This window comes from Sinorhizobium sp. M4_45, assembly GCF_002885915.1.
Classification (GTDB): Bacteria; Pseudomonadota; Alphaproteobacteria; order Rhizobiales; family Rhizobiaceae; genus Sinorhizobium; species Sinorhizobium meliloti_A.
Genome location: NZ_NWVE01000001.1, coordinates 405017 through 430582, shown reverse-complemented (window position 1 = coordinate 430582; position 25566 = coordinate 405017). Strand labels below are relative to the sequence as shown.

General features: G+C 63.2%; 22 protein-coding genes. 13 read left to right on the top strand and 9 right to left on the bottom strand.

Annotated elements, in window-relative coordinates:
* Positions 1–8: 8 nt before the first annotated feature.
* A complete protein-coding gene (locus CN933_RS02050) occupies positions 9–773 on the bottom strand; it encodes an N-acetylmuramoyl-L-alanine amidase (RefSeq protein ID WP_018095467.1) in 765 nt (254 codons plus the stop codon).
* The gene (locus tag CN933_RS02045) at positions 770–1477 is read right to left on the bottom strand and encodes a J domain-containing protein (protein ID WP_018095468.1); all 708 of its coding nucleotides are present in this window, start codon (positions 1475–1477) and stop codon (positions 770–772) included. Before CN933_RS02045 ends, CN933_RS02050 begins: the two co-directional genes overlap by 4 nt.
* A 343-nt stretch (positions 1478–1820) precedes the next feature.
* On the opposite strand from CN933_RS02045, the gene CN933_RS02040 reads away from it, so the two are divergent.
* From CN933_RS02040 to CN933_RS02030, 3 genes are all read left to right on the top strand, one after another.
* Positions 1821–3035 (top strand): pyrophosphate--fructose-6-phosphate 1-phosphotransferase, encoded by a 1215-nt coding sequence (locus CN933_RS02040; RefSeq protein ID WP_018095469.1) that lies wholly within the window; start codon positions 1821–1823, stop codon positions 3033–3035.
* Between the two features lie 140 nt (positions 3036–3175).
* Positions 3176–3811: a LysE family translocator gene (locus tag CN933_RS02035; RefSeq protein ID WP_018095470.1), complete on the top strand. Its 636-nt coding sequence runs from the start codon at positions 3176–3178 to the stop codon at positions 3809–3811.
* A 133-nt stretch (positions 3812–3944) separates the two neighbouring features.
* Entirely contained in the window at positions 3945–4949 is a 1005-nt protein-coding gene (locus CN933_RS02030; RefSeq protein ID WP_018095471.1) for a lytic transglycosylase domain-containing protein, read from the top strand.
* Between the two features lie 37 nt (positions 4950–4986).
* Here CN933_RS02030 and CN933_RS02025 read toward each other — a convergent pair whose 3' ends face one another.
* On the bottom strand, positions 4987–6348 hold the full coding sequence (locus CN933_RS02025; protein WP_102761208.1) for a serine hydrolase domain-containing protein: 1362 nt from the start codon (positions 6346–6348) through the stop codon (positions 4987–4989).
* Between the two features lie 252 nt (positions 6349–6600).
* Here CN933_RS02025 and CN933_RS02020 point away from each other — a divergent pair, with 252 nt between their 5' ends.
* From CN933_RS02020 to CN933_RS02000, 5 genes are all read left to right on the top strand, one after another.
* Positions 6601–7851 (top strand): BtaA family protein, encoded by a 1251-nt coding sequence (locus CN933_RS02020; RefSeq protein WP_018095473.1) that lies wholly within the window; start codon positions 6601–6603, stop codon positions 7849–7851.
* The gene (locus CN933_RS02015) at positions 7848–8513 is read left to right on the top strand and encodes a class I SAM-dependent methyltransferase (RefSeq protein WP_018095474.1); all 666 of its coding nucleotides are present in this window, start codon (positions 7848–7850) and stop codon (positions 8511–8513) included. Before CN933_RS02020 ends, CN933_RS02015 begins: the two co-directional genes overlap by 4 nt.
* A gap of 161 nt (positions 8514–8674) precedes the next feature.
* Positions 8675–9460 (top strand): glycoside hydrolase family 25 protein, encoded by a 786-nt coding sequence (locus tag CN933_RS02010; protein WP_018095475.1) that lies wholly within the window; start codon positions 8675–8677, stop codon positions 9458–9460.
* 137 nt (positions 9461–9597) lie between these two features.
* Entirely contained in the window at positions 9598–10815 is a 1218-nt protein-coding gene (locus tag CN933_RS02005; protein WP_018095476.1) for a lytic murein transglycosylase, read from the top strand.
* 211 nt (positions 10816–11026) lie between these two features.
* Positions 11027–11971, top strand: a complete 945-nt coding sequence (locus CN933_RS02000; RefSeq protein ID WP_026168648.1) for a DMT family transporter — start codon at positions 11027–11029, stop codon at positions 11969–11971.
* 532 nt (positions 11972–12503) lie between these two features.
* On the opposite strand, the gene metF is transcribed toward CN933_RS02000, so the two are convergent.
* The 4 genes from metF to CN933_RS01980 all read right to left on the bottom strand — a co-directional run bounded on the left by metF (position 12504) and on the right by CN933_RS01980 (position 17451).
* Complete coding sequence (gene metF, locus CN933_RS01995) at positions 12504–13445, bottom strand: methylenetetrahydrofolate reductase [NAD(P)H] (protein ID WP_018095478.1); 942 nt, start codon at positions 13443–13445, stop codon at positions 12504–12506.
* Positions 13446–13447: 2 nt separating this feature from the next.
* Entirely contained in the window at positions 13448–14470 is a 1023-nt protein-coding gene (locus CN933_RS01990) for an ArsR/SmtB family transcription factor (protein WP_018095479.1), read from the bottom strand.
* 435 nt (positions 14471–14905) lie between these two features.
* On the bottom strand, positions 14906–16555 hold the full coding sequence (gene ettA / locus CN933_RS01985) for an energy-dependent translational throttle protein EttA (protein ID WP_102761207.1): 1650 nt from the start codon (positions 16553–16555) through the stop codon (positions 14906–14908).
* Positions 16556–16683: 128 nt separating this feature from the next.
* On the bottom strand, positions 16684–17451 hold the full coding sequence (locus tag CN933_RS01980) for a ribonuclease T2 (protein WP_018095481.1): 768 nt from the start codon (positions 17449–17451) through the stop codon (positions 16684–16686).
* A 189-nt stretch (positions 17452–17640) separates the two neighbouring features.
* On the opposite strand from CN933_RS01980, the gene CN933_RS01975 reads away from it, so the two are divergent.
* The 3 genes from CN933_RS01975 to CN933_RS01965 are packed head-to-tail and all read left to right on the top strand — an operon-like array spanning position 17641 to position 21217.
* Positions 17641–18585 carry an alpha/beta fold hydrolase gene (locus CN933_RS01975; protein ID WP_018095482.1) on the top strand — a complete coding sequence of 315 codons (945 nt, stop codon included), beginning with the start codon at positions 17641–17643 and terminating at the stop codon, positions 18583–18585.
* On the top strand, positions 18582–19535 hold the full coding sequence (locus tag CN933_RS01970) for a DMT family transporter (RefSeq protein WP_018095483.1): 954 nt from the start codon (positions 18582–18584) through the stop codon (positions 19533–19535). The genes CN933_RS01975 and CN933_RS01970 overlap by 4 nt, the downstream gene beginning before the upstream one ends.
* 35 nt (positions 19536–19570) lie before the next feature.
* On the top strand, positions 19571–21217 hold the full coding sequence (locus CN933_RS01965) for a thiamine pyrophosphate-binding protein (RefSeq protein ID WP_018095484.1): 1647 nt from the start codon (positions 19571–19573) through the stop codon (positions 21215–21217).
* Positions 21218–21251: 34 nt separating this feature from the next.
* Here the strand turns inward: CN933_RS01965 and CN933_RS01960 are convergent, their stop codons facing one another.
* Together CN933_RS01960 and CN933_RS01955 are read right to left on the bottom strand one after the other, a co-directional pair.
* Positions 21252–21590, bottom strand: a complete 339-nt coding sequence (locus CN933_RS01960; RefSeq protein WP_010969769.1) for a protein tyrosine phosphatase family protein — start codon at positions 21588–21590, stop codon at positions 21252–21254.
* A 69-nt stretch (positions 21591–21659) separates the two neighbouring features.
* Entirely contained in the window at positions 21660–22499 is an 840-nt protein-coding gene (locus CN933_RS01955; protein WP_018095485.1) for a DUF4432 family protein, read from the bottom strand.
* Between the two features lie 167 nt (positions 22500–22666).
* Here CN933_RS01955 and CN933_RS01950 point away from each other — a divergent pair, with 167 nt between their 5' ends.
* Together CN933_RS01950 and CN933_RS01945 are read left to right on the top strand one after the other, a co-directional pair.
* On the top strand, positions 22667–24073 hold the full coding sequence (locus CN933_RS01950) for a L,D-transpeptidase family protein (RefSeq protein WP_102761206.1): 1407 nt from the start codon (positions 22667–22669) through the stop codon (positions 24071–24073).
* 187 nt (positions 24074–24260) lie between these two features.
* Positions 24261–25550, top strand: coding sequence for an NAD(P)/FAD-dependent oxidoreductase (locus CN933_RS01945; RefSeq protein WP_102761205.1), 1290 nt, complete (start codon positions 24261–24263; stop codon positions 25548–25550).
* The last annotated feature ends 16 nt before the right edge of the window (positions 25551–25566 follow it).

The following is a 25566-nucleotide window of genomic DNA, read 5'->3' as shown; positions in this document are numbered from 1 at the left end:
ATCGCTTTTCAGGCGGCCGGAATCGGCAATGTCGAAAGCAGACGATGCAGCGTATCGATGGTGGAAACGTCGGCGATGCCGTCCACTCGAGATTGTCGGAAATGGCGCTGGAACGCAGCGACCACCCCTTCGGTCTTCGCGCAGAAATCCCCTGTGATTTCAATTCCGTAACCATAAAGCCAAAGCATGGACTGGAGTGCTTCCACGGGCTGGCCCCGGTCGCCGCGCTGGAAGAAGCGACCGCCCCTCACGGAGGCCGGTTCAACCCAGTGTCCGACCCCGCGACGAAACAGCACATCCCAAGGAAAATTTTCTCCAGGATCTACCTTGCGAATCGGCGCGATATCGCTATGCGCGAGCACCCTCTCCGGGGTGATTTGCCAGCGTTCGCCACAGTCCAGACACAATTCGGCGACCGCCTCGATCTGCGCTTCAGGGAAATCCGGGAGGCCGCCCGGGTGACCGGCATTGGCAATCTCGATCCCGATGGAGCACGAATTGATATCCGTTTCGCCCTTCCAGACGCCCTTGCCCGCGTGCCAGGCCCTGCGTTCTTCCGGCACCAGCTGGGCGATTTGCCCCTCCTCGTCTATGAAATAGTGACAGGAAACCTGGCTTTCCTCGCGACAGAGCCAGTCGAGCGCGGACGCCGCCGTCTCCATGCCGGTGTAGTGAAGGATGATCATATCCGGCCTGCGCCCGCCGGCGCGCTCGCCATGATTGGGCGAGGGCACGAGGTGAGCGCCGGGGAAGTCGCAGGTCTCGGATGTCATGCGGCGCGGCGCTCTCGTTCGATCGCCTCGTAGGCCGCGTTGAGCACGGCCATGCGATCGTTGGCGATCGCGTGGAACTCTTCCGGCACGCCGCGCGCCACGAGCATGTCCGGGTGGTTCTCGGAAACGAGAACGCGATAGCGCTTGCGAATCGCGGAAAAGTCATCCTTCGGCGAAACGCCGAGAACCTGATAGGGATCGCGGTCGTCGCCATGAACGTGGCGCGCCATGATGCGCCCGAAATGCTCGTCGTCCATCCTGAATATCTCAGCCACACGCCTCAGGAACGTAAGCTCCTTCTCGTGCACCGCCCCGTCGGATTTGGCGATATGGAACAGGCCGTCGACGATGTCTTCGAGAATCGGGCAATTCCTCTCGCAAGAGGAGCAGAGCGAAGCCATTTTCTCCGCATAGGCCTCGTAGCCGGCAACGTCCTGGCGGGCGAGATTGTAAAGCCTGGCGACGTTCCTCGCCTGGTCCGCGGGAAACTTGAAGATGTCGCGAAAGGCGCTCACCTCGGCCTCGTTCACGATGCCGTCGGCCTTCGCCATTTTCGCCGAAAGGGCGATCATGGCGACCGAAAAGGCGACCTTTCGCCGGGTTTCCGGATCTCCTTCGAAGAGCGTCCGGACCGCCTCGACCACTCCCGTAAGGGCGTTACCAGTGGTCGTGACGATTTTGAGGAGGCTGTCCCAAAATGACATGAGTGCGATTGTTCCCTGTCCACCGCGCGAGCATGATCTGATGCGGTGGCGATTTGCAAGCGGCAGAGCCGCGTCAACCATCATGGATGACGAATTTGTGATGGCCCCTCAATAATTCATATCGTCACAAATCTCAATCGAATTCCTGGACGGTGCCGTGCGACCTTCAGGCGCAACGCTGCAACCGCGCGGCCGGTTCCCGGTTCTCGTGATCCACAACCCTGTCATTTAATTTCCATCGGATTTGGGTTAGACCACCGCTATCTTTGATCTAAGGCAAGGATTTAGAATGCGGTTGATCTCACGAGCGATCGCTTGATGCCGAAATCCCCAGGAGGACCCCATGGCCAAGAAGAAAGTCGCAATGTTGACGGCAGGCGGGCTCGCGCCCTGCCTCTCATCCGCTGTCGGCGGCCTGATCGAACGCTACACGGACATCGCGCCGGACTATGAGCTCGTGGCCTACCGTTCCGGCTATCAGGGCCTGCTTCTCGCCGACCGGATCGAAATCACCCCGGCCATGCGCGAGAAGGCGCATGTGCTCCACCGCCACGGCGGATCGCCGATCGGCAACAGCCGCGTAAAGCTCACCAACACCGCCGACTGCGTGAAGCGCGGTCTCGTCAAGGAAGGGGAGAATCCGCTGCGCGTCGCGGCCGAGAGGCTCGCCTCCGACGGCATCAGCATCCTGCACACGATCGGCGGCGACGATACCAACACCACCGCGGCCGATCTCGCAGCCTATCTCGGAGCCAACGGCTACGATCTGACGGTCGTGGGGCTGCCGAAGACGGTCGACAACGACGTGGTGCCCATCCGCCAGACACTCGGCGCCTGGACGGCGGCCGAATACGGCGCACGCTTCTTCGACCATGTCAGCAACGAACAGAGCGCTGCGCCGCGCACCCTCGTCGTCCATGAAGTCATGGGCCGCCACTGCGGCTGGCTGACCGCGGCAACCGCGCGCGCCTATATCCAGCTGGCCGGCAACAAGGAATATGTCGACGGCTTCATGATGAACGCACAGCTGAAGAACATCGACGGCCTCTACCTTCCCGAGATGGCGTTCGATCTGGAAGCGGAAGCCGAGCGCCTGCGCGAAGTCATGGATCGCGCCGGGTTCGTCACGCTGTTCGTGAGCGAAGGCGCCTGCCTCGACGCCATCGTCGCCGAGCGGGAGGCCGCCGGCGAGACGGTCAAGCGCGACGCGTTCGGCCACGTGAAGATCGATACGATCAACGTCGGCAACTGGTTCTCCAAGCAGTTTGCGGCGCTCCTCGGCGCCGAGCGGTCCATGGTGCAGAAGTCCGGCTACTATGCCCGCTCCGCCCCCGCCAATGTCGACGATCTGCGCCTCATCCAGAGCATGGTCGATCTGGCGGTCGAGAGCGCGCTCAACAAGGTCTCCGGCGTGACGGGTCACGACGAGGACCAGGGCGGGCGGCTGCGCACGATCGAGTTCCCGCGCATCAAGGGCGGAAAGCATTTCGACACGTCCGCGAAATGGTTCGGCGAGGTCATGGATGTCGTCGGTCAGAAATGGCAGGTGGCCGACTGATGAAGGACGAGGAGCGGTTCGCTGTTTTCTGAAACGGCGAGCCGCTTCTCACCGGAGGCTTTCGGCTCGAGAGGAGTTGACGGCTGCGCGCCGGCATGGCTCCCTCCTCTTCAGCAGCCATTCAACCGCGGAGCCCCCTCATGTCCTTCGAACACTGGTTCGCCTTCGCCGCCGCATCTGCGGTGCTGCTTGCGATTCCCGGCCCCACGATCCTTCTCGTCATATCCTATGCGCTCGGCCACGGCCGCAAGATCGCGGGGGCGACCGTGGCTGGTGTGGCTCTTGGCGATTTCACCGCAATGACGGCGTCGATGCTCGGCCTCGGCGCTCTGCTTGCAACCTCGGCGGCGATTTTCACCGTGCTGAAGTGGGTCGGCGCCGCCTATCTCGTCTGGCTCGGCATCAAGCTCTGGAAGGCGCCGGTCGGCAACGACAGCGGGAGCACCCTTGAAACGAGTCCTGCAGAAAGGCCGCTGCGGATCTTCGTTCACACCTATGCGGTGACCGCACTCAACCCGAAGAGCATTCTCTTCTTCGTCGCCTTCCTGCCCCAGTTCCTCGATCTGTCGCGGCCGCTTTTCGCGCAGATGGCGATCTTCGAGACGACATTCCTGATACTCGCCACGATCAACGCGGCGCTTTATGCCTGGCTTGCTGCCGCGGCCGGAAGCACCATCCGCAAGCCGAATGTCCGGCGCATCGTCAATCGCCTCGGTGGTTCGCTGCTCATCGGCGCCGGCCTGCTGACGGCGGGCCTGAAGCGCGCCACGACCTGACATGAGCAGTCTCTGAAATGCTCTCACGCGCTTGCCGCAACCGGCGGCATAGGTTAATGGAGATTCAAGCGCGGCGGGGTGGCAACCGCTGATTTGCAGGGGCTACGGGGCCCAGAAGCACGAAAGTGACAGCATGGCGAAATTCCGTATTCCCCTTTCGAAGCGGGCACTTGCCGCCGTGTCCCTTGTTTCCGTCGCTGTTGCTTCCGGGTGTTCCACGGTCGAGCATACGTCGCTTGCGGAGTTAACGGCCGTGCAGACGGTCACGCCACTGCCGAAGCCGGGAACGGAGACGACGGCTTACGCACTGCCTGCGCCGATCGGCGCAACGGCGAGCACCTCGGCCGCATTGACCGCACAAACCTCGTCGGCGGTGCCGGCAAGCAGCACAGGAACTGATTTCGCTGGCGAAACGAAGACGGGGCCCGCGACAGACACGACTCTCGCTTTCGCGGCTCCCCAGTCGGTTGCCGTGCCGGCGGCCAAACCCGCGCAGCCCTTTGAAGTAGCGATGGCGACACCCGCCTCGGCAGGCACCTCCCCGGCAGCCGCGCCGCCGGTCCCCGAGAAAGGCGCCGGACATCAGTCCGCCCCGCTTATCGGAGTTGCCGCCTCGTGGGAATCGGATTTCGACACCGGCGAGCCGGTCGGTCTGGAAACGCTTGTCGCCAAGCGCATGATCGTTCCGACGGAGCGCCCGAAGACGGGCGTGTTCGACACCGCAATCGGCGCGGTCGCAAGCGTCATCCCCGATTCGCTGAAGTCCGGAAAAGCACCGACCAGCTCGCGGCCGGAGCTTGACAGGCTGATCAAATATTATGCCGAACTGAACGGTCTGCCGCTCGAGCTGGTGCACCGGGTGGTCAGGCGCGAGAGCAACTACAACCCCCGCGCCTACAGCAAAGGCAATTTCGGGTTGATGCAGATCCGCTATAACACGGCCAAGGGTCTCGGCTATGAGGGCCCGGCCGAAGGGCTCTTCGACGCGGAAACCAACCTCAAATACGCGACCAAGTATCTGCGCGGAGCGTGGATGGTTGCCGACAACCAGCACGACGGCGCGGTAAGGCTCTATGCCAGCGGCTATTATTACCATGCCAAGCGCAAGGGCATGCTCGACGAGCTGAATATGAGGTAAGCCGCGACGAGCGGCTGGCCTGTCTGCCGGACATCGCTCAATCGAGCGCGTCGATTATCCTCGCATTCAGCTTCTGCACGTCGTAGCCGAGGCGCGACGGTGTCAGCCCCAGGCGGACGACCGCGAGGCGAAGCGAGGGGACGATCATGATCGCCTGCCCGTCATGTCCAAGCATCCAGAACGTATCGGGCGGGAAATTCGCCGTTCCGGCGCGGATACCGTTTTCCTGGAGCCAGACCTGGCCGGCCCCGTAATCGCCGCCGGAAGCCGCAGTCGGCGTGCGCATGAAGGATACGTAACCTTCCGGCAGGAGCCGCCTCCCCTTCCAGCTTCCGTCCTGAAGCAGAAACTCGGCGAAGCGCGCCCAGTCCGGCGCCGACGCATACATGTAGGAAGAGCCGACGAAGGTTCCGCTTGCATCCGTCTCCATCACAGCGCTCGTCATCCCGAGAGGAGCGAAGAGCGCCTCGCGCGGATAGGAAAGCGCTTCAGCCGGGTCGTCGAATGTCTCCATCCAGAGTCGGGACAGAAGATTGCTCGTGCCGCTCGAATAGGCGAATTTCGTGCCCGGAGGGGCCTCCAGAGGCTTCGAGGCGACGAAGCCGGCCATGTCGCTTTCCAGATAGAGCATGCGCGTCACGTCCGTGACGTCGCCGTAATCCTCGTTGAAATCGAGCCCGCTCTGCATCGCGAGAAGATCGGTCAGCTTGATGCGAGCCCGCTCGTCGCCGTTCCATTCGGTCACCAGATTGGTCTGGGTCAGATCCATCCGCCCTTCGGCAATGCGCCGGCCGATGATCGCCGCGGTCACGGACTTCGTCATAGACCAGCCGAGCAGGGGCGTGTTCCGGTCGAAGCCTGCCGCATAGGTTTCCGCGACCAGCCTGCCATCCCTGACGACCACGATTGCGCGCATGCCCGGGCCTGCCAGTGCCGGATCTTCGACGAGCATTTGAATGGCCGTGTCGATGTCCGGCTTGTCCCCGTCCGGCCAGTCGGCGCCGGGATCGTGGGCGAGAGGCGTCGTTGCCGACTCGGTCGCGCGCATCCCTGCAATGGCCTCGGCGCTGCCTCCGCTCACATTGGCGCAACCGTGGCCCGGACGGTAGACGGCGCGGCCTGGTGCGGCAAAGCCCAGGATACGCGCCGTCACGCTCTGCTCTTCCTGATCGACCGAAACGCGCACGAGCTTCAGCAGCGGGTGGCCAGGCGCCTGCACGTCCTGCGCCAGCACTTCCTGCGGATCGCGCCCCGCGAGGAACACGTTGGAGCAGACGATCTTGGCGGCATAGCCATCCCCCACCTTGAGGAGTTCAGGCGGAAACAGCGCCAGCCAACCGACGAGGCCCGCGAGCGCGGCCGCCACCGGTCCTCCAAGCGTCTTCAAAAGACCCTTCATTCTCGCCCTCCCGCTCTTCGCATAAGTGCTACTGCGCTTTCGCCCGCCTGACCAGTGTACATGACCATTGCGTCTTGTATCCGTCAGCAGAGGCGCAGCGAGCCTCCTTCGCCCCGCTTGCGGGGAAATGCTGTCGGCACGCGGATGAGGGGCAATACCCGAATCCCTGCGAGCCCCTGTGCGAAACCTCGTCATCAAAGTGTAGCCGAGTCACCTTAGAAGCAGCTCAGTTTCAACTGGACGATAGGCAAGATGACCGACTTCGCCCCGGATGCCGGCTTCGGCAAGAAGAATCCGAAACTGAAAAGCGCACTCCTGCAGCATAAAGCTCTCTCCCCCGCCGGTCTCTCCGAACGCCTGTTCGGTCTGCTCTTTTCCGGACTCGTCTATCCGCAGATCTGGGAGGACCCGATTGTCGACATGGAAGCGATGCAGATCCGCCCCGGACATCGGATCGTGACGATCGGTTCCGGCGGCTGCAACATGCTGACCTACCTCTCGGCCGCGCCTGCCCGAATAGACGTGGTCGATCTCAATCCCCATCACATCGCGCTCAACCGGCTGAAGCTTTCGGCCTTTCGCCACCTGCCGAGCCACAAGGACGTGGTGCGGTTCCTCGCCGTCGAGGGTACGCGCACGAATGGCCAGGCTTACGACGTGTTCCTCGCTCCCAAGCTCGATCCGGCAACCCGCGCCTATTGGAACGGCCGGGATCTCACCGGCCGCCGGCGCATCGGCGTCTTCCGGCGCAACATCTACCGTACCGGCCTGCTCGGCCGCTTCATTGCCGCGAGCCATGTTCTCGCACGGCTGCATGGCGTCAATCCTGAAGATTTCGCGAAGGCGCGCTCCATGCGCGAGCAGCGGCAGTTCTTCGAAGACAAGCTCGCTCCGCTCTTCGAGCGTCCGGTCATCCGGTGGATCACCAGCCGCAAGAGCTCCCTTTTCGGCCTCGGCATCCCGCCGCAGCAGTTCGACGAACTCGCGAGCCTGAGCAGGGAGAAATCCGTCGCCGCGGTGCTGCGCAATCGCCTGGAAAAGCTGACCTGTCATTTCCCCTTGCGCGATAACTACTTCGCCTGGCAGGCCTTTGCGCGGCGCTACCCGCGGCCGGACGAGGGCGAGTTGCCGCCTTATCTTCAGGCATCGCGATACGAAGCGATTCGCAACAATGCGGAGCGCGTCGAGATCCACCATGCGAGCTTCACCGAGCTTCTCGCCGGCAAGCCCGCCGCCTCCGTTGACCGCTACGTGCTCCTCGACGCACAGGACTGGATGACCGACCAGCAGCTGAACGACCTCTGGACGGAGATCACCCGCACCGCCGACGCCGGCGCGGCGGTGATCTTCCGCACGGCGGCGGAAGCGAGCATCCTGCCGGGGCGCCTCTCCACCACGCTCCTCGATCAGTGGCACTACGATGCCGAGACCTCGATGAGGCTCGGCGCCCAGGATCGGTCCGCGATCTATGGCGGCTTCCACATCTATCGGAAGAAAGCATGAGCGCCGTGCAGACTGCGAATGAAGGCCAGGCTCACCTCATGGACCGCATGTATCGCTATCAGCGGTACATCTATGATTTCACTCGCAAATACTATCTCTTCGGCCGGGACACGCTGATCCGTGAATTGAACCCGCCGCCGGGTGCATCCGTGCTGGAAGTCGGTTGCGGCACGGGCCGCAATCTCGCCGTGCTCGGGGAACTCTACCCCGGTGCGCGCCTCTTCGGCCTCGATATCTCGGCCGAGATGCTGGCGACCGCCAAAGCCAAGCTCCGGCGCAAAAATCGGCCGGACGCAGTGTTGCGGGTCGCCGACGCGACGAACTTCACTGCCGCCTCCTTCGATCAGGAAGGCTTCGACCGGATCGTCATCTCCTACGCGCTTTCCATGGTTCCCGAATGGGAAAAGGCGGTCGATGCCGCGATTGCCGCGCTCAAGCCGGGCGGTTCGCTGCATATCGTCGATTTCGGCCAGCAGGAGGGTTGGCCGGCCGGCTTCCGCCGCCTCCTCCAGGCCTGGCTCGGACGTTTCCACGTCACGCCGCGCGAATTGCTTTTCGACGCGATGCGCACAAGGGCCGAGAGAAACGGAGCGGCGCTCGAGGTCAGATCGCTCGGACGAGGCTATGCCTGGCTCGCCGTCTATCGTCGCGCGGCACCGTAGCGGACGATGGCGGAAAGCATTCGGCTGCAATTCACACTTGAGCTAACGCAATTTTTACGATGATATGGTGAAAAGGAGGTCACGCCTCCCTGGGGGACATCACCAATCATGGAAACCATCGCGTGAGGCAGGATCGTCGTTCGTCTCGAAACGGAACCCCCATGCGCCGGCTTCTCCTGGCATTGCTGCCCATCGCCTCCATTCTCTCTTCCTGTACCTCCACAGATTACGACCTCGTCAAGACGGCCTCCATTCAGCCGCGCTTCCACGATACCGATCCGCAGGATTTCGGCGGCAGCACGCCGCACCATCACAGCGTTCACGGAATCGACGTCTCCAAGTGGAACGGCGACATCGATTGGCGAAAGGTCAAGAATTCCGGCGTGTCCTTCGCGTTCATCAAGGCAACCGAAGGCAAGGACCGGCTGGACTCGCGCTTCCACGAATATTGGCAGCAGGCGCGCGCCGTCGGCCTCGCCTACGCGCCCTATCATTTCTATTATTTCTGCTCCACCGCCGACGCCCAGGCCGACTGGTTCATTGCCAACGTGCCGAAGAGCGCCGTCCACCTGCCGCCCGTCCTGGATGTCGAATGGAACGGCGAATCGAAGACCTGCCGCTACCGGCCGGCGCCGGACACCGTGCGGTCCGAAATGAAGCGGTTCATGGACCGGCTCGAGGCCCATTACGGCAAACGGCCGATCATCTACACGTCCGTCGATTTTCACCGCGACAATCTGGTCGGCGCCTTCAACGACTATCATTTCTGGGTGCGCTCGGTAGCCAAGCACCCTAAGGACATCTACGTCGAACGCCGCTGGGCCTTTTGGCAATATACCAGCACCGGCGTGATCCCCGGCATTCAGGGCAGCACGGACATCAACGCCTTCGCCGGTTCCGCCAGGAACTGGCAGAAGTGGGTCGCGACCGTCTCGCAGGCAAGATAGACCAGAGGACGGGGCGGCATGGTCCGCATTTTTCTTCATTCGGTCATAATGCTCTGAGAGAGCATCGATAGATTTCATTCTCGACAGACTTCGGGCCCGGCGGCATTCCGTGCGGCCGGCCACGGAAAGGAATTGTAATGACAGGCACAGCGCGCAAAGCCCTTCTCTCCCTCGGATTTCTTGCCATCGCCGGCACGCCGGCCCTGGCGCAAGCTCCGGCTCAGTCGGGAAACCCAGCCGCCGCGTGCGGCGGCGACCTCGGCTCCTTTCTGGAGGGCGTCAAGGCAGAAGCGGTCGCCAAGGGCATTCCCGCAGACGTCGCCGATCGGGCGCTCGCAGGCGCCGCGATCGACCAGAAGGTGCTCAGCCGCGACCGCACCCAGGGCGTGTTCAAGCGGACCTTCACCGAATTTTCGAAGCGAACCGTCAGCAAGTCGCGCCTCGACATCGGTGCGCAGAAAATGCGGGAATATGCCGACGTCTTTGACCGGGCCGAGCAGGAATTCGGCATACCGGCGCCCGTGATCACCGCGTTCTGGGCGATGGAAACCGACTTCGGCGCCGTGCAGGGCGATTTCAATACGCGCAACGCGCTGGTGACGCTGGCGCATGACTGCCGCCGGCCGGAAATGTTCCGGCCGCAGCTTCTCGCCGCAATCGAGATGGTACAGCACGGCGATCTCGATCCCGCGACGACAACCGGCGCATGGGCGGGCGAGATCGGCCAGGTACAGATGCTGCCTGAGGACATCATCGCCTATGGCGTCGACGGCGACGGCGACGGCCATGTCAATCTCAAGAAGAGTTCTCCGGATGCCATTCTGACGGCGGCGAAATTCATCCAGAGCCTGGGCTTCAAGCCTGGGGAGCCGTGGATTCAGGAGGTCCGCGTCCCGGAGCAACTGCCTTGGGAGAAGACGGGCCTGCAGTCCGGCATGACCGCCGGCGATTGGTTCGCACTCGGTGTCACGCCGCGTGACGGCAACACCTCCAACAGCGGGCTTGAAGCCTCGCTGGTTCTCCCTCAGGGCCGCAAAGGCGCCGCTTTCCTGACCTACCCGAACTTCAAGATCTATCTCGAGTGGAATCAGTCCTTCATCTACACGACCTCCGCCGCCTATTTCGCGACCCGGCTTGCCGGTGCGCCTCCCTATCAGCAGGGCAATCCGGAACCGGGGCTCGGCGACGCCGAGATGAAAGCCCTGCAGACCAGATTGCAGGCGCTTGGTCATGACGTCGGCAAGATCGACGGCATTCTCGGCTCGGGCACGCGGGCCGCACTGCAGAAGGAGCAGTTGAAGCTCGGCCTTCCCGCCGACGGCTGGGCAACACCGGGCCTGCTGGAGGCGCTTTAACCTTTGGCAGGACGCAAGAAGCGGGTGGCGACACCCGCTTCGCCGCAATACTGCTTGCACAATTCTGAATTGTCGGGCTCCTATTCCGGCTTAGAGCGCGGTCGTTCCGGATGGGCGCACGAAGTGCGCTCCAACTTATTCGGTCGACGCATCGTGCTTTCCGAAATCGTCCGATTTCGGGCCGATGCGGCAGCTGCTGCGCAGGCAAGATATGGCTTCACCCGCAAATTCCATCAGCACCCACATGACCATGCGCCTCTGGGCACTGCTCGGGCTGCTCGGTCTCATCTGGGGCGGTTCCTTCTTCTTCGCCCGGGTGGCCGTTGCCCATGTGCCGCCTTTCACGCTCGTGCTTTTGCGTCTCGGCCTCGCTGCCCTCGCCCTGCATCTCTATCTTCGCGGCCGACACGGCATATATCCGGCGCTCGCCGGGCGCTGGCGCGAGTTCTTGCTCATGGGGCTCATCAACAACGCCATTCCGCATGCGTTCATCTTTCTCGGCCAGACGCATATCGGCGCCGGTCTCGCTGCAATCCTCAACGCCACGACGCCGGTCTGGACGGTGCTCATAGCGAATGTCGCGACCGAGGATGAAAAGCTGAGCACCGCGAAGTTCAGCGGTTGCCTGCTTGGGCTTGCCGGTACCGTCGTGCTCATAGGGCCGAGTGCGCTTGCCGGCCTCTTCGGCGCTGCCGGCGACGTGCCGCTCTGGGCGCTGGTCCTGCCGGTCCTGGCGGCAGTCAGCTACGGCTTTTCCGCTTCTTACGGCAAACGCTTCCGCAATCTGGCCGCGCCGGTGACGGCCGCCGGGCAATTGACGGCATCGACGCTCATCATGCTGCCGGTCGCGGTCCTCGTCGACATGCCATGGACCCTGCCCATGCCGCCGCTCACGACCGTGCTCGCGATCCTCGGACTGGCGCTCGTCTCGACCGCCTATGCCTATATCCTGTTCTTCCGCATCATGGCCGAAGCGGGCGCCACCAACACCTCGCTGGTAACGCTGCTCGTCCCGCCAAGCGCCATCCTGCTTGGCTATCTCTTCCTGGGAGAAATACTGCAGGCGACGGATATCGGGGGCATGCTGCTCATCGCCGTCGGCCTGGCGATCCTGGATGGGCGCGTCCTGAAGCTCGGATATTCCGTCGGACGGTGACCGTTCCGCGCGCCACGATCCGCCCGGCGGGCGCCGGTAGACTGATTCACCGACTTTTTCACACACTCACGCAGCGTTACAGATGTTTACATTAACCTCCTGGCAGGAATTGTGAATAAAATGTGGCATTCTAAATAGTTGATTGTTTTCAACATATTACATGCATTCATGAAAAAATCGGAGATAGGGAATTTCGCAGTGCAGCACAAGTTTCGCTTTCACATGCCGTTTTTTCGCCCTATGTTTTACCCGTCAACGCAGGGAGGATCAGCTTATGGGACTTACACACTCGTTGAACGTCCTTATGATCAGTGCAGCGTTCGCATTCGTGGCCGTAATGCTTTTCGTGTGATTCAGGGCCACTGACAGTCCAGCCGAAACGGGGACTTTAATTTCCGGAAAATCCATTTTGCAGCAAGGTCTCACCGCCGCTCAGGCGCAATAGTTCGACAGGCTGCAACAATCAGAAAGCCCATGAATGCTGCGGCATTCATGGGCTTTCGCTATGGTGCTGTTTATCCGAGGTCGGCCGTCATGCCCTCGCGACGGCCCGGACCGGGCGTTCCGTGTCTGCCGGCTGAGCCGGCGCGAGTTCCGGATCATAGCCCATCAGTTCGCAAACGGCAGTGATGAGCTGCGGGCGGTTCATCGTGTAGAGGTGGAAATCGCTGACGCCGCGCCGGACGAGATCGGTGATCTGTTCGGCCGCGATATGGGCCGCCTCCCGGAAACGCCCTTCCGGCTGATCGTCAAGAGGACCCAGCCGCGAAACGATCGACTCCGGAACTCTGGCGCCGCAAAGACCGGCAAATTTCTGCACCTGGATGAGATTATTGATCGGCAGTATCCCGGGTACGATCGGGATCGCGATGCCCGCGCTCCTTACGCGTTCCAGATAGCGCTCGAAGTCGTCATTGTCGAAGAAGAACTGCGTAAGCGCGCGCGTTGCGCCATTGTCGACCTTGCGCTTCAGCATGTCTATGTCGGCAGCGACGTCGGGGCTCTCCGGATGCTTTTCCGGATAGGCGGAGACGGAGATCTCGAAATCGCCGCGCGCCCGCAGGGCCTCGACGAGGGCGGCGGCATTTTCGTAGCCGCCCGGAAAAGGCTCGTAGACGCTGCCGATACCGCCTTGCGGATCACCCCTCAACGCGACGAAATGGCGCACGCCGCAGGCGACGAACTCGTCGATGACCGCGTCCACCTCCGCCTTCGGCGCGCCGACGCAAGTGAGATGCGCGGCCGTATTCCCGATCTCCATCTCCCCGATCATCCGCTTGACCGTCGTCAGGGAGCGCGCCTTGGTCGACCCGCCGGCACCGTAGGTCACGGTGACGAAGGCGGGCGCGAAGACGGAGAGAGCCGTGACGGTCTGAAAGAGTTGCGCCTCCATCTCGTCGTTCTTCGGAGGGAAGTACTCGAAGGAAAATCTAAGACCGTCGCAGTCCACGGGATAAGGCGTCCGTCCGTTCATTCTCAAACTCCCCCTGCATGAAGACGCTGGCGCGGCAAGTCGGCAACGGTTTCGACCGCGCGCTGATCGCGCGCCAGCCAGATGGTGACAGTCAGCTTCCCCTCCTGCCCGCCTTCCGGCGCAAGATCGGTCGTCTTCTCGAGCGAAAGATCCGCCTTCTGCAGCCATTCGCTCATTGTCTGGTGCGAGAAGCCCAGGCGCGCATGGGCATGGTCGTCACGCAAATGTTCAAGCCCATGCGGCGCGAAATCGATGATCACGAGCCGGCCGCCCGGGACGAGCATGCGCGCGGCCTCGGCAATCGCCGCCTCGGGCTCCTCGAGATAATGCAGCACCTGATGGATCGTGACGAGATCGAAGGATTGACCATCAAGCGGCAGGTTGAAGATGTCGCCGTGGCGGATCGACGCCTTGGTGATGCCGGCCCTGTCCAGGTTGGACCGGGCGACCGCCAGCATGTCGCGGCTGGCGTCGACGCCGATGCCGCGACGGTAAATGCCCTCGAAGAGCTGCAGGATACGTCCGGTTCCTGTGCCGAGGTCGAGCAGGCTGTCGACCGGCTCGTCGCCGACCATCGCCTTGAGCGCCGCCTCGACGTCGCCTTCGGCGATGTGCAGACGTCTGAGCTTGTCCCATTCGGCGGCGTTGCGGCTGAAATAGGCCTGCGCCTTCTCCGCGCGGGTTCTCTTCAACGTGGCAAGGCGGATTGCATCCCTGGCCAGAATTGCATCGTCGGCTGCAGCCGATGCGAGAAGCTCGCGGATCAGCGCGACGCGACGGCCCTCCTGCCGCAGGCGGAAATAGGCCCAGGCGCCTTCCTGATAGCGATCGATGAGCGCGACCTCGGCCAGCAATTTCAGATGACGCGAAATGCGCGGCTGCGACTGCCCGAGAATTTCGGTAAGATCGGTGACCGTCAGGTCGCCGGCCGAGAGAAGGGCCAGCAGGCGCAGGCGCGTCGGCTCGCCCGCCGCCTTCAGCACGTCGACCAGCGCATCCAAACCAAGCGTTTCCCGATCAGCCATAGCCTTCCCCATCAACACATAAAGATATGTTTATGTGATTTGTGGCGGCCGCGCAAGAGATTTGCGCATAGAGGCAATGGAATGGCGCCTGGAGGATAGAACGGCCGGCCCTTGCGGTCGCCCGGCCGACAAATGGCGCGCTACGATCTGTGGAGATTTCAGAACGCTTCGGGAGCAGGCTCTGCCCGTCGACCTCTGGACCGGAGGACCCACACGCCGGGCATAGCAGCCGAACTCCGTGGATGACGCGGTGCATGCAACGGACTGCGCGTAACGCCGCCTGTTTGAGTATCGGTCGCTTGTGAACGGATCCTCGGGTCAAGCCCCGAGGATGCGCGGCGAAGCCCGGCGATGGCGACCCGGAGAAGCCGCCTTCGCTGGATGTGCAGGCTCAAAGAACGCGGTCAGCGATGCGCCGCCGCAAACCTATGACGGTCAACGCGTCAGGCGCTTGTAGGTTACGCGCTTCGGATTGACCGAGTCCGGGCCGAGGCGGCGGATCTTGTCCTTTTCATAATCCTCGAAATTGCCTTCGAACCACTCGACGTGGCTGTCGCCCTCGAAGGCGAGGATATGGGTGGCAAGGCGGTCGAGGAACATGCGGTCGTGGCTGATGATAACGGCGCAACCCGCGAAGTTTTCGAGCGCATCTTCCAGTGCGGCCAGGGTCTCGGTGTCGAGGTCGTTGGTCGGTTCGTCGAGCAGGACGACGTTGCCGCCGGACTTCAGCATCTTGGCAAGGTGAACGCGGTTGCGCTGGCCGCCCGAAAGCGTGCCGACCTTCTGTTGCTGATCGCCGCCCTTGAAGTTGAAGGTCGAGCAATAGGCCCGCGAATTGACCTCGTGCTTGCCGAGCTTGATGATGTCGTTGCCGCCCGAGATTTCTTCCCAGACCGTCTTGTTGGCGTCGAGCGCATCGCGGCTCTGGTCGACATAGGCGAGCTGCACGCTGTCCCCGATCCGGATGGAACCGTCGTCGGGCTGCTCCTGGCCGGTGATCATGCGGAAGAGCGTCGTCTTGCCGGCGCCGTTCGGGCCGATGACGCCGACGATGCCGCCCGGCGGCAGCTTGAAGCTCAGGCCTTCGATCAGCAGCTGGTCGCCATAACCCTTGGAAATATTCTCCGCCTCGATGACCACCTGTCCCAGCCGTTCGCCCACGGGAATGACGATCTGCGCATCGCCCGGACGCCGGTCCGCAGCCGCCTCGACCAGCTCGTCATAGGCGCGAATACGAGCCTTGGACTTCGCCTGGCGGGCCTTGGGGCTTGAAGAGATCCACTCCTGCTCGCGGCTGATGGCCTTCTGGCGGGCAGCCTCTTCGCGTCCTTCCTGCGCCATGCGCTTGGCCTTCGCCTGCAGATAGGCGGAGTAGTTGCCCTCATAGGGAATGCCCCGTCCGCGGTCGAGTTCGAGAATCCAGCCTGTGACGTTGTCGAGGAAGTAGCGATCGTGCGTGACCATCAGCACGGCGCCCGGATATTCGCGCAGGTGTTTTTCGAGCCAGGCGATCGTTTCCGCGTCGAGGTGGTTGGTCGGTTCGTCGAGCAGAAGCAGTTCGGGCTGCGACAGCAGAAGCTTGCAAAGCGCCACGCGGCGCTTCTCACCGCCGGAGAGATTGGTGACCTCCGCATCGCCCGGAGGGCAACGCAACGCTTCCATCGCCATTTCCACCTGACTGTCGAGGTCCCAGAGGTTCTGGCTGTCGATGACGTCCTGGAGCTTGGCGCCCTCTTCCGCGGTTTCGTCGGAATAGTTCATCATCAGCTCGTTGTAGCGGTCGAGGATCGCCTTCTTGGCAGCCACCCCTTCCATCACGTTATCGAGCACGTTCTTCTGAGGATCGAGTTGCGGCTCCTGTGCGAGATAGCCGACCTTCGCACCTTCGGCGACCCAGGCCTCACCGGTATATTCGGTATCAAGGCCGGCCATGATCCGGAGCACGGTCGACTTACCGGCCCCGTTCGGGCCGAGAATGCCGATCTTCGCCTCCGGATAGAAGGAGAGATGGATGTTCTCGAGGACCTTCTTGTTACCGTAGGCCTTGTTCAGCCCGGCCATGTGATAGATGAATTGACGTGCCATAAAGGAAATGCTCCGCATCGGAAGGGAATTTTGCCCGCTATGTAGGCGAATTATGGTGGCGGGGCAACGCCAAAGGCCCTTGCCCCCACGCTCCCCCGCCGCCTCCTCAATGCGAATTGCGGTCCGGATCAGCCCCGCCCGGCAGCGTCTGCGACCCCCTTCGCGCATTTGAATTCCGTCGGCCCCGCCGCCTGGATCAAATCCGCCAGCTCGGCTTTGCCCGAGAGGTCGCCCGAGAGCCCGATCGTCAGCCCGGTAATCACGTCGCGGCCGTTCACCGACTGGCAACGCATGCGCACCCGGTCTCCGGCCCCCGCCCCGAAAGCCTGGTCGAAGGCCTGCTTGATCTGTTTTTCGTCGAGTTCCCTGCCGATCCCGCCGGCGAAGAGCGCACGCACCGCCGACCGGTTGAGCTCGTCCAGAAGCCGAAGCTGCAGCGCGAAGTAGTCCTCGGCGTTTGCCGTCTGGCAGGTACCGTTGCGCAGCCATTGGTGCCGGTCCAGACCGGACTTGACGCCTGGCATGGCGACGAGCAGGCGCTTGGCCGTCTCATCCCCCATGGCGACTTCCGGCAGTTCCAGCCAATCGCCCTTGCGGTCGCGCGCTTTCAGATCCGCCTCCACGCCGCAATAGCTCTTCTTGAGCGGCCATAGTCCATGAAGCGAGAAATTCGTGGCGTCGAAGCGCTCCGCGGTCTGATCGACGCATTCCTTGCGATCGGGCCGGGTCTCGCAGAATCCCGGCTGCCAACTCACGGCGAGGACATATTCCGTCCTTCCCGCGCCGGTTTCGCCCTCGCTCGCCTCACTCTCCTGAGCCGCAGCGAGGGGCGCATTCGCCAAACCCAGCGCCAGCGCCGCCAACCTGATCAGATGCATCATCGCCCTTGTCTTCATTGCCCCAAACCCTCTAAAGGAAACAAAACAGGAACAAATAACTCCATATACGGGAAAATTGCGACCCTGAATCGCATCTGCGGATTCGTTGTGATCTCATGCGCAACGAGCAACAAGCTGCGGTTGCCTTTCCCACCCAAATCGATTTGATATCCGCACGGCATCCGCAAGTGGGGGAGAGCGCATGGCATGTTCGGGCAGGTGAGGACGCATCGAAGCCCGACCGGCGCGACGCTCGGCTGGCGCCATTTCGGCGCCGCGGGCGAACCGCAAGGCATTCTCGTCATCAGCCACGGCCTTGCCGAGCATTCCGGCCGTTATGCCCGCTTTGCCGAAGCCATGGCCGGCCAAGGTTTCCACGTCTACGCCCATGACCACCGCGGCCACGGCACGAGCTGTGCCCCCGATGCATCTCCCGCCATGTTCGCGCAGCGGGACGGCGCGGCCAAGGTCGTCGCGGATCTCCGCGCGCTCCGCGATATGGCGGCGGCCAGCCATCCCGGCCTGCCGGTCGTGCTGTTCGGCCATTCGATGGGCGGCCTGATCGCGCTTAACGCCGCCGAAACCGATCCGGAACTCTACGACGCGCTTGCTGTGTGGAACTCCAATTTCCGGCCCGGCCTTGCCGGGCGCGGCGGCCAGTTGCTGCTGGCGATCGAGAAGATGCTGAAGGGTTCGGACGTGCCAAGTCCGCTCGTGACGAAACTCACCTTCGGTGCCTGGAGCACCAGCATCGCCGACCGGCAGACCGATTTCGATTGGCTCTCGCGCGATAAGAGCGAGGTTGCCAAATATCTCGAAGATCCGCTCTGTGGTTTCGACCCGACCGTATCGCTGTGGCTCGACGTATTCGCCTTCGCCTTTGCCGGCGCCCGCTCCGACCGGCTGTCGCGGCTGCCCTCCAGCCTGCCGGTTCACCTCGCCGGCGGCAGCGCCGATCCTTCCACCCTCAACGGAGAGGCCGTTCGCTGGCTGGGCAACCGCATGAAAGCGCGGGGCATGACGGATGTCACGATCGTAATTCACGAGGGCATGCGCCACGAAACGCTGAACGAGATTGGACGGGAAAAAGCGATGACGGAGTTCGCCGCCTGGTGCCTGAAGGCAGTCGGGGGAAAGCGGCACCGTCCATGAGCGAGCTCTCCCTTTCCAAGGCGGCAATCGACCACAACCGGATCTCCTACGGCCTGACGCTGATGGTCCTTTCGGTGTTGCTGTCGCCGCTGATCGACATCTTCTCGAAGCTCGCCATAGCGACGGTTCCCTCGGCCGAGATCACGGCGGCCCGCTTCCTGCTGCAGATCGTCTTCATCCTGCCGATCGTCCTTCTGCGCGGCACGCTGTTTGATCTCACCTGGCGCAAGAGTGCGCTGCATGCGCTGCGCGGCGGCCTTTTGGTGGTGACCATGCTTTCCTTCATCACCACGCTGAAGGTCATGGAGGTGGCCGATGCCATCGCCATCTTCTTCGTGGAACCGATCATCCTCACCATTCTCGGCAGCATTTTCCTCAAGGAGACGATCGGCTGGCGCCGTTACACCGCCTGCGCTGTCGGCTTCCTCGGTTCGCTGCTCGTCATCCAGCCGAGCATGCAGGAAGTTGGTTGGGTCGCGCTTCTGCCGATCGTCGCCGCCTTCGGTCTCGCCGTTTTCCTGCTCGTGACGCGCATGGTCGCGCAGAACGAGGATCCCTGGTCGATGCAGTTCCATGCCGGCATCTGGGGAGGCCTCTTCTGTCTCGCGCTGCTCTGGTTCGGCGAGGGCAGCGGATCGAGCGTCTTCGATCCGGTCTGGCCGGACGGGCGCGCCTGGTACTTTCTGTTGGGAGTCGGCGTCACCGCGACGATCTCCGGCGTGCTCGGCGTCTATGCCTATCGGGCGGCGCCGGCCTCGGTGCTCGCGCCGCTGCAATATCTCGAGATCGTCTCGGCGACGATTTTCGGCTGGCTCGTCTTCGGCGATCTGCCGGACGCGCTGAAATGGCTGGGGATCGCGATCATCATCGGCTCAGGACTTTATATCATCTGGCGCGAGCGACAGGTGCAGAAGACGGCGGGTATCGCGCCGGTGTCGCCGGCGATCTGACAGCGGCGAAACAGGACAGCATTTGGGAGGTGCACATGGAAACGGGCGGACAACTGGTGGTGGAGGCGCTTGCCGCAAACGGGGTGAAGCGCATCTCTTGCGTACCGGGAGAAAGCTATCTGGCGGTGCTCGATGCGCTTTATGACGCCGACATCGAGGTCGTCGTTTGCCGGCAGGAGGGCGGGGCCGCAATGATGGCGGATGCCTGGGGCCGGCTGACGGGCGAGCCCGGCATCTGCATGGTCACCCGCGGCCCCGGCGCGACCAATGCCTCCGCCGGACTCCACGTGGCCCGGCAGGACTCGGTTCCGATGATCCTCTTCATCGGCCAGGTACAGCGCGACGCCCGCGAGCGGGAGGCTTTTCAGGAAATCGAGTATCGCCGGGCCTTTACCGAAGTCGCAAAATGGGTCGGCGAAATCGACGATCCGGCGCGCATCCCGGAATTCGTGACGCGTGCCTTCGCCGTCGCGACGTCCGGCCGTCCCGGCCCCGTGGTCCTGACCTTGCCGGAAGACATGCTGACACAGAGCGCCGAAGCACCGGCCGCACGCGCTTACCGGCCGGTGGAAAGCCACCCCGGCCCAGGCCAGATCTCTCAGCTTGCAGAGCTTCTCTCCACCGCGAAAAGGCCGATCGCCATTCTCGGCGGTACTCGCTGGTCCGCCGAGGCCGTAGCCGGATTCCAGAGCTTCGCCGAGCGTTGGCAGCTGCCTGTCGGCTGCTCCTTCCGCCGCCAGATGCTTTTCGACCACCTGCATCCAAACTATGCGGGCGATGTCGGCATCGGCATCAACCCGTCGCTGGCAGGCGAAATCCGGGATGCCGACCTCGTCCTCCTCGTCGGCGGGCGGTTCTCGGAGATGCCTTCCTCCGGCTACACGCTGATCGACGTCCCCTACCCGAGGCAGACCCTGGTGCATGTCCATCCGGATCCGGGCGAACTCGGCCGGGTCTACCGTCCGGACCTCGCAATTGCCGCGAGCCCGCGCGACTTCGTCGCGGCGCTCTCTAGCCTGACGCCTGCGGCCGAGCCCCATTGGTCCGCCCGCACCGGGGAAATGCATGCGGCCTACCTCAAATGGTCGACGCCGCCGGAGAAGGGACCGGGCGACGTGCAGATGGGCCCGATCGTGAACTGGCTGGAGGCGAATACGGGGCCGGAGACGATCTTCACCAACGGTGCAGGCAACTACGCCACCTGGCTCCATCGCTTCCACCGTTTCAGGCGTTACGGGACGCAGGCTGCTCCCGCTTCCGGTTCGATGGGTTACGGCCTGCCGGCCGCAGTCGCGGCCCAGCATCTGCATCCCGACCGCGAGGTGGTCTGCTTTGCCGGGGACGGCTGTTTCCTCATGCACGGCCAGGAGTTCGCGACCGCCGTCCGCTACGAACTCCCCATCATCGTGCTCGTCGTCAACAACGGTATCTACGGTACCATCCGCATGCATCAGGAGCGCGATTATCCAGGCCGCGTCAGCGCGACGGATCTGACGAACCCGGATTTCGCAGCGCTCGCCCGCGCCTATGGCGGCCACGGCGAAACGGTGGCGAGGACGGAAGAATTTGCAGGCGCCTTCCTGCGGGCGCGTGAGAGCGGCAAGCCGGCCATCATCGAGATCAAGCTCGACCCGGAAGCGATCACGCCGACGCGGACGCTGAGCGAAATCCGCAACGGGTGAGTGCTTTTGGTGGCCCGGCTGCGCCGGGCCCGCCTCAGCCCCGAATATGCAGCGTCTGCTGATAGACTGCGGTGGAGCGGGCGCCGGAGCGGCAATAGCCGAGCATCGGTCGCTGGAATTCGTCCAATGCGTCGACCATGCTCTTGACCGCGTCCGCGGTCACGCCCATCGGGCCGACCGGGATATGGGTGATCTCCAGCCCGAGTTCCTGGGCACGCGCCGCGATGGCGTCGAAGGTCGGCTGATCGGGGGCCTCGAAATCCGGGCGATGACAGACGATGGACTTGAAGCCGAGCGCCTTGATCTCGTCGAGGTCGTCGACGGTGATCTGGCCCGAAACCGAGTACTCATCGTTGATCTGGCGAATGTCCATGTGGCGTCCCTCAAGAAAAGCGTTGCCCTGATTTAGGCCCGGCGCCGGGCGGCGTCAATCGAGAAGGCGTCATCGGGAGACGGCGAAAGCCAGGCGATATTCACGCGATTGACCGGGCTGAAGAAGGCCAAGCTCCCCGTTTGCGGCAAGTTCGGGCCGCTTCGCCAGGCGATGCGAGGCCGGTTCGATGCTGACGACGTTGGCGCCGCCGCGCTGACAGCGCCACATCTGCAGGAACGGCAGCGTCTCGGTCCGGAACCGCACACGGAGTGTACGCCCCTGAAGACCCGGCATTGCGCTCAGCGCCACCTCCGACCATCCGTCACAGGCAACGGCCGGCCGGCAGAAGTGCGCGCTGTCCCCCTCGCCGAAGCGCCAGGGAAGCGACCCGCCCTCGACCGACGGGCTTTCGATCCGCGTTTTCTCGCCGAGCAGCCGCCCCGCGATGTTCATGTGATACATCATCATCGGCGCAAAGGCCGACGAACCGATGTTGACGACGCGGTCGGCAAGCGTCACGGCGTGCGCGGCCGCATCGACTTGCCAGAGCCGCTCTATGGCCGCTCGGCCGCCGCAGGCGAGATCGACTTCGGTCACCGCAGTACGGCGATCGCCTGCCCCGCACATATCGGTCCGGCTGACAGGCGTTCCGGCGAGCGAACCGTGCAGGGGATAATAGGCGCCGGCGCCGCCTTCCAGAGCCTCGGGATGACGAATGTGGTCGGGACCGCAGGTGAACAGGAAACCCGCAAGCGCGCGGTCGATCCGCGGATCGCCGTCCGAGGGGATCGCCGCGCCGGGCGACAGGTCGACGCCGGCCACGACGAAGGCCGCGACATCGAGTGCCGAGGACGGGTCGAACAGGAGGTGGATCGCGGCGCCATCGGCCGCGTTCAAGGTCGTCCGCATTTCACCTCCTCGCAAGGAGCCCGGAATCAGGCAGAGAATCCATGATAGTCGAAGCCTCGGAACCGGGCCATTTCGGCGAGCGTTGCAATGGGCAGGATGTTGGCCTAACTAATTTAACCGGCTGTTCATGATGAATTCACTTTTTTCACATTAACGTCCAAATCGGTATGTACCGCCGCAAAGCAACCGCCATGAAGACAGGTTCCCTAGTGACGCCCGCGACCCGCACCGGCCTTTCGCTCTTCGCAGCACTCGCCCTCATCGCCGTGGAGCTTGCGCCCGCCAACGCACAGGATGCCTATGGTGGCTATTGGGGCGGCGGCGAGGTGATGCTCGTCACCCCCGAAGGCGACATTCTCGACTATATCCCCGGAGAGGCCGAGGTTCACGCCATGCGCGACCGGCGCGGACGCACGGTGCTCGTGGATCCGTGGGGCAATATCGTCGCCACCGTCGTGCCGAATGACGGCTATGGTCGCGGACAGCGGCGCCGCCAATACGGGCGCGATGGCTATCCCGATCCCCGCGATCGCGGTTACGGCTATTCCGAGCCCGGCGAGTTTACCGGCGCCATTCCCGAATATCGCGATATTGCGCCCGCTCCGGTCGAGCGCGAGGATCTGCCCAACAGCCTTCCCTCGCTCTCCGATCGTGAGGAGGCCGCCTACGATCCGCAATACAATGACCCGCTGGCACAGCCGATGCCGCCGGCCATGACGGCGAGAGGAAAGTCGCGCGCCGAGATCGCTGCCCTGCAGGTCTTCCTCGACCGCGAAGGCTTTTCTCCCGGCGTGATCGACGGCAAGATGGGCTCGAACGTCACCAAGGCCATTGAAGCCTGGCAGCAGGCAACGGGTGAAACGCTCGATCCGAACAATACCGAAGACATTCTCGAGCGGCTGCGCTTCAACGGCGGCTTGCCGATTACGACCTACACGATCACCGCGGCGGATGCGGCCGGCCCCTTTGTCGCCTCCATTCCGGAAGACTACGCCCACAAGGCGCAGTTGCCGCATTTGTCGTTCACGTCCGTGACGGAGATGCTCGGCGAAAAGTTCCACATGGACGAGGCCTATCTGCGCGAGCTCAATCCCGGTGCCGATTTTTCGATCCCCGGCACGACGATCAAAGTCGTCAATCCCGGCCCGAACAAGAAGGGCAAGGTGGCGCGCATCGTCGCGGACAAGGCCCGCAAGCAGGTGCTCGCCTACGACGAGGCGGGGAAACTGATCGCCGCCTATCCGGCCACCATCGGCTCTTCCGACACGCCGTCGCCTTCCGGGACGGTGCATGTCGAGCGTATCGCCTTCGATCCAGGTTATACCTATAACCCGAAGATCAACTTCCAGCAGGGCGCTAACGACAGGATCCTGCAACTGCAGCCGGGTCCGAACGGCCCGGTGGGCACCGTCTGGATCGCACTATCGAAGCCGACCTACGGCATTCACGGGACACCGGAGCCGTCGAAGATCGGCAAGACCCAGAGCCATGGCTGCGTCCGCCTTACCAACTGGGATGCGACCGAACTCGGCAAGATGGTGAGCACTGGCGTCACGGTCGAATTCGTCGACTGACGCACGACAATCAGCCAAGCGTGCCGCGTGAATGCGCATGATCGCGACACGCTCGAGCTGCCTCGAATGCCATACAGCCCTGCCGGCCGCAGCAGCCTCATGACATCATGAAACATTGTCATGAAAAACTCCGCCGCATTGCCTTTATCACAGGCGAAACACCCCTGACTCTAAGGAACTGTCCGCGATGGCAACGGAGCGTGCTCTCCCCAATCTCTGGCATGCGACGGCACCGGCCGCTCCGCGCACCGCTCCGCTAGCAGGCGACCTGGCGGTCGAGGTGGTGATCGTCGGAGGTGGTTTCACTGGCCTTTCGGCCGCGCTTCATCTGGCCGAGACAGGCGTCAGGACGGCGGTGATCGAATCGCGGATGATCGGCTTCGGGGGTTCGGGCCGCAATGTCGGCCTGGTCAATGCCGGCATGTGGGTGCAGCCGGACGACCTGATTGCAACGCTGGGAGCAGCCGCGGGCAACCGCCTTCTCGACGAACTCGGCGACGGCCCGTCATTGGTCTATGATCTCGTTGCGAAACATGGAATCGAATGCGAAGCCGTTCGCAACGGCACGCTGCATATGTCGGTCGGTGCGGAAGGGCTCAAGGAAATCCGGGAGCGCGAGGCGCAATGGAAAAAACGCGGTGCTCCGGTTGAGGTGCTTTCGGCAGAAAAGGCGCACGCGCTTTCAGGGGCCGAGTGCTTCACAGGCGCACTGCTCGACCGTCGAGCCGGAACGATACAGCCGCTCGCCTATGCGCGGGGCTTGGCGCGTGCGGCGCTTGCCGCCGGCGCCGAAATCTTCACCGATACCCCCCTCCTTGCAGCCAGCCGGCAAGGCGATCTCTGGAAATTGAAGACCGGGCGTGGGACGGTCACGGCCCGTCACGTCATTCTCGCGACCAACGCCTATGGAAGCCTTGTCACCGATACCCCATGGAAGGAGTTCCGGCAGGAACTGACGATCCTTCCCTATTTCCAGTTCGCGACCAATCCGCTGCCCGACCACGTGGCCGAGCGCATATTGCCCGAACGCCAGGGGGCCTGGGACACGGGGCTGGTGATGACCTCCTTCCGCATGGACAAGCAGAACCGGCTGATTTTCGGATCGATCGGCAGGCTCGATGCGATCGCCGCGGGCACACACCGGGCCTTCGCCGCCCGGTCCGTGCGCAAGCTCTTCCCCTTTATCGGGGATTTCCGCTTCGAATATTGGTGGGACGGCCGCATCGGCATGACCACGAACAATCTGCCGGCCATGCATGTGCTCGCCCCGAATGTCGTATCGATCAGCGGATATAACGGCCGCGGCATAGCCCCAGGTACCGTCTTCGGCCGCGCGCTTGCCCGTCACGTCACCGGCGACACGTCCGCGATCCCGCTTGCCGAGACGCCGGTCACGCCGGATCCGTGGCGGACTCTGAAATCCGTCTTCTACCACGCCGGCGCCCAGGCCAAGCATTTCATCGATAAAAGGTTCTGAACGGCAACGCCCTTCG

Bases quoted from the DNA above. Each gene is read 5' to 3' on its own strand.
- CN933_RS02050 (WP_018095467.1), bottom strand. From the start codon at position 773: ATGACATCCGAGACCTGCGACTTCCCCGGCGCTCACCTCGTGCCCTCG.
- CN933_RS02045 (WP_018095468.1), bottom strand. From the start codon at position 1,477: ATGTCATTTTGGGACAGCCTCCTCAAAATCGTCACGACCACTGGTAAC.
- CN933_RS02040 (WP_018095469.1), top strand. From the start codon at position 1,821: ATGGCCAAGAAGAAAGTCGCAATGTTGACGGCAGGCGGGCTCGCGCCC.
- CN933_RS02035 (WP_018095470.1), top strand. From the start codon at position 3,176: ATGTCCTTCGAACACTGGTTCGCCTTCGCCGCCGCATCTGCGGTGCTG.
- CN933_RS02030 (WP_018095471.1), top strand. From the start codon at position 3,945: ATGGCGAAATTCCGTATTCCCCTTTCGAAGCGGGCACTTGCCGCCGTG.
- CN933_RS02025 (WP_102761208.1), bottom strand. From the start codon at position 6,348: ATGAAGGGTCTTTTGAAGACGCTTGGAGGACCGGTGGCGGCCGCGCTC.
- CN933_RS02020 (WP_018095473.1), top strand. From the start codon at position 6,601: ATGACCGACTTCGCCCCGGATGCCGGCTTCGGCAAGAAGAATCCGAAA.
- CN933_RS02015 (WP_018095474.1), top strand. From the start codon at position 7,848: ATGAGCGCCGTGCAGACTGCGAATGAAGGCCAGGCTCACCTCATGGAC.
- CN933_RS02010 (WP_018095475.1), top strand. From the start codon at position 8,675: ATGCGCCGGCTTCTCCTGGCATTGCTGCCCATCGCCTCCATTCTCTCT.
- CN933_RS02005 (WP_018095476.1), top strand. From the start codon at position 9,598: ATGACAGGCACAGCGCGCAAAGCCCTTCTCTCCCTCGGATTTCTTGCC.
- CN933_RS02000 (WP_026168648.1), top strand. From the start codon at position 11,027: ATGGCTTCACCCGCAAATTCCATCAGCACCCACATGACCATGCGCCTC.
- metF (WP_018095478.1), bottom strand. From the start codon at position 13,445: ATGAACGGACGGACGCCTTATCCCGTGGACTGCGACGGTCTTAGATTT.
- CN933_RS01990 (WP_018095479.1), bottom strand. From the start codon at position 14,470: ATGGCTGATCGGGAAACGCTTGGTTTGGATGCGCTGGTCGACGTGCTG.
- ettA (WP_102761207.1), bottom strand. From the start codon at position 16,555: ATGGCACGTCAATTCATCTATCACATGGCCGGGCTGAACAAGGCCTAC.
- CN933_RS01980 (WP_018095481.1), bottom strand. From the start codon at position 17,451: ATGAAGACAAGGGCGATGATGCATCTGATCAGGTTGGCGGCGCTGGCG.
- CN933_RS01975 (WP_018095482.1), top strand. From the start codon at position 17,641: ATGTTCGGGCAGGTGAGGACGCATCGAAGCCCGACCGGCGCGACGCTC.
- CN933_RS01970 (WP_018095483.1), top strand. From the start codon at position 18,582: ATGAGCGAGCTCTCCCTTTCCAAGGCGGCAATCGACCACAACCGGATC.
- CN933_RS01965 (WP_018095484.1), top strand. From the start codon at position 19,571: ATGGAAACGGGCGGACAACTGGTGGTGGAGGCGCTTGCCGCAAACGGG.
- CN933_RS01960 (WP_010969769.1), bottom strand. From the start codon at position 21,590: ATGGACATTCGCCAGATCAACGATGAGTACTCGGTTTCGGGCCAGATC.
- CN933_RS01955 (WP_018095485.1), bottom strand. From the start codon at position 22,499: ATGCGGACGACCTTGAACGCGGCCGATGGCGCCGCGATCCACCTCCTG.
- CN933_RS01950 (WP_102761206.1), top strand. From the start codon at position 22,667: ATGTACCGCCGCAAAGCAACCGCCATGAAGACAGGTTCCCTAGTGACG.
- CN933_RS01945 (WP_102761205.1), top strand. From the start codon at position 24,261: ATGGCAACGGAGCGTGCTCTCCCCAATCTCTGGCATGCGACGGCACCG.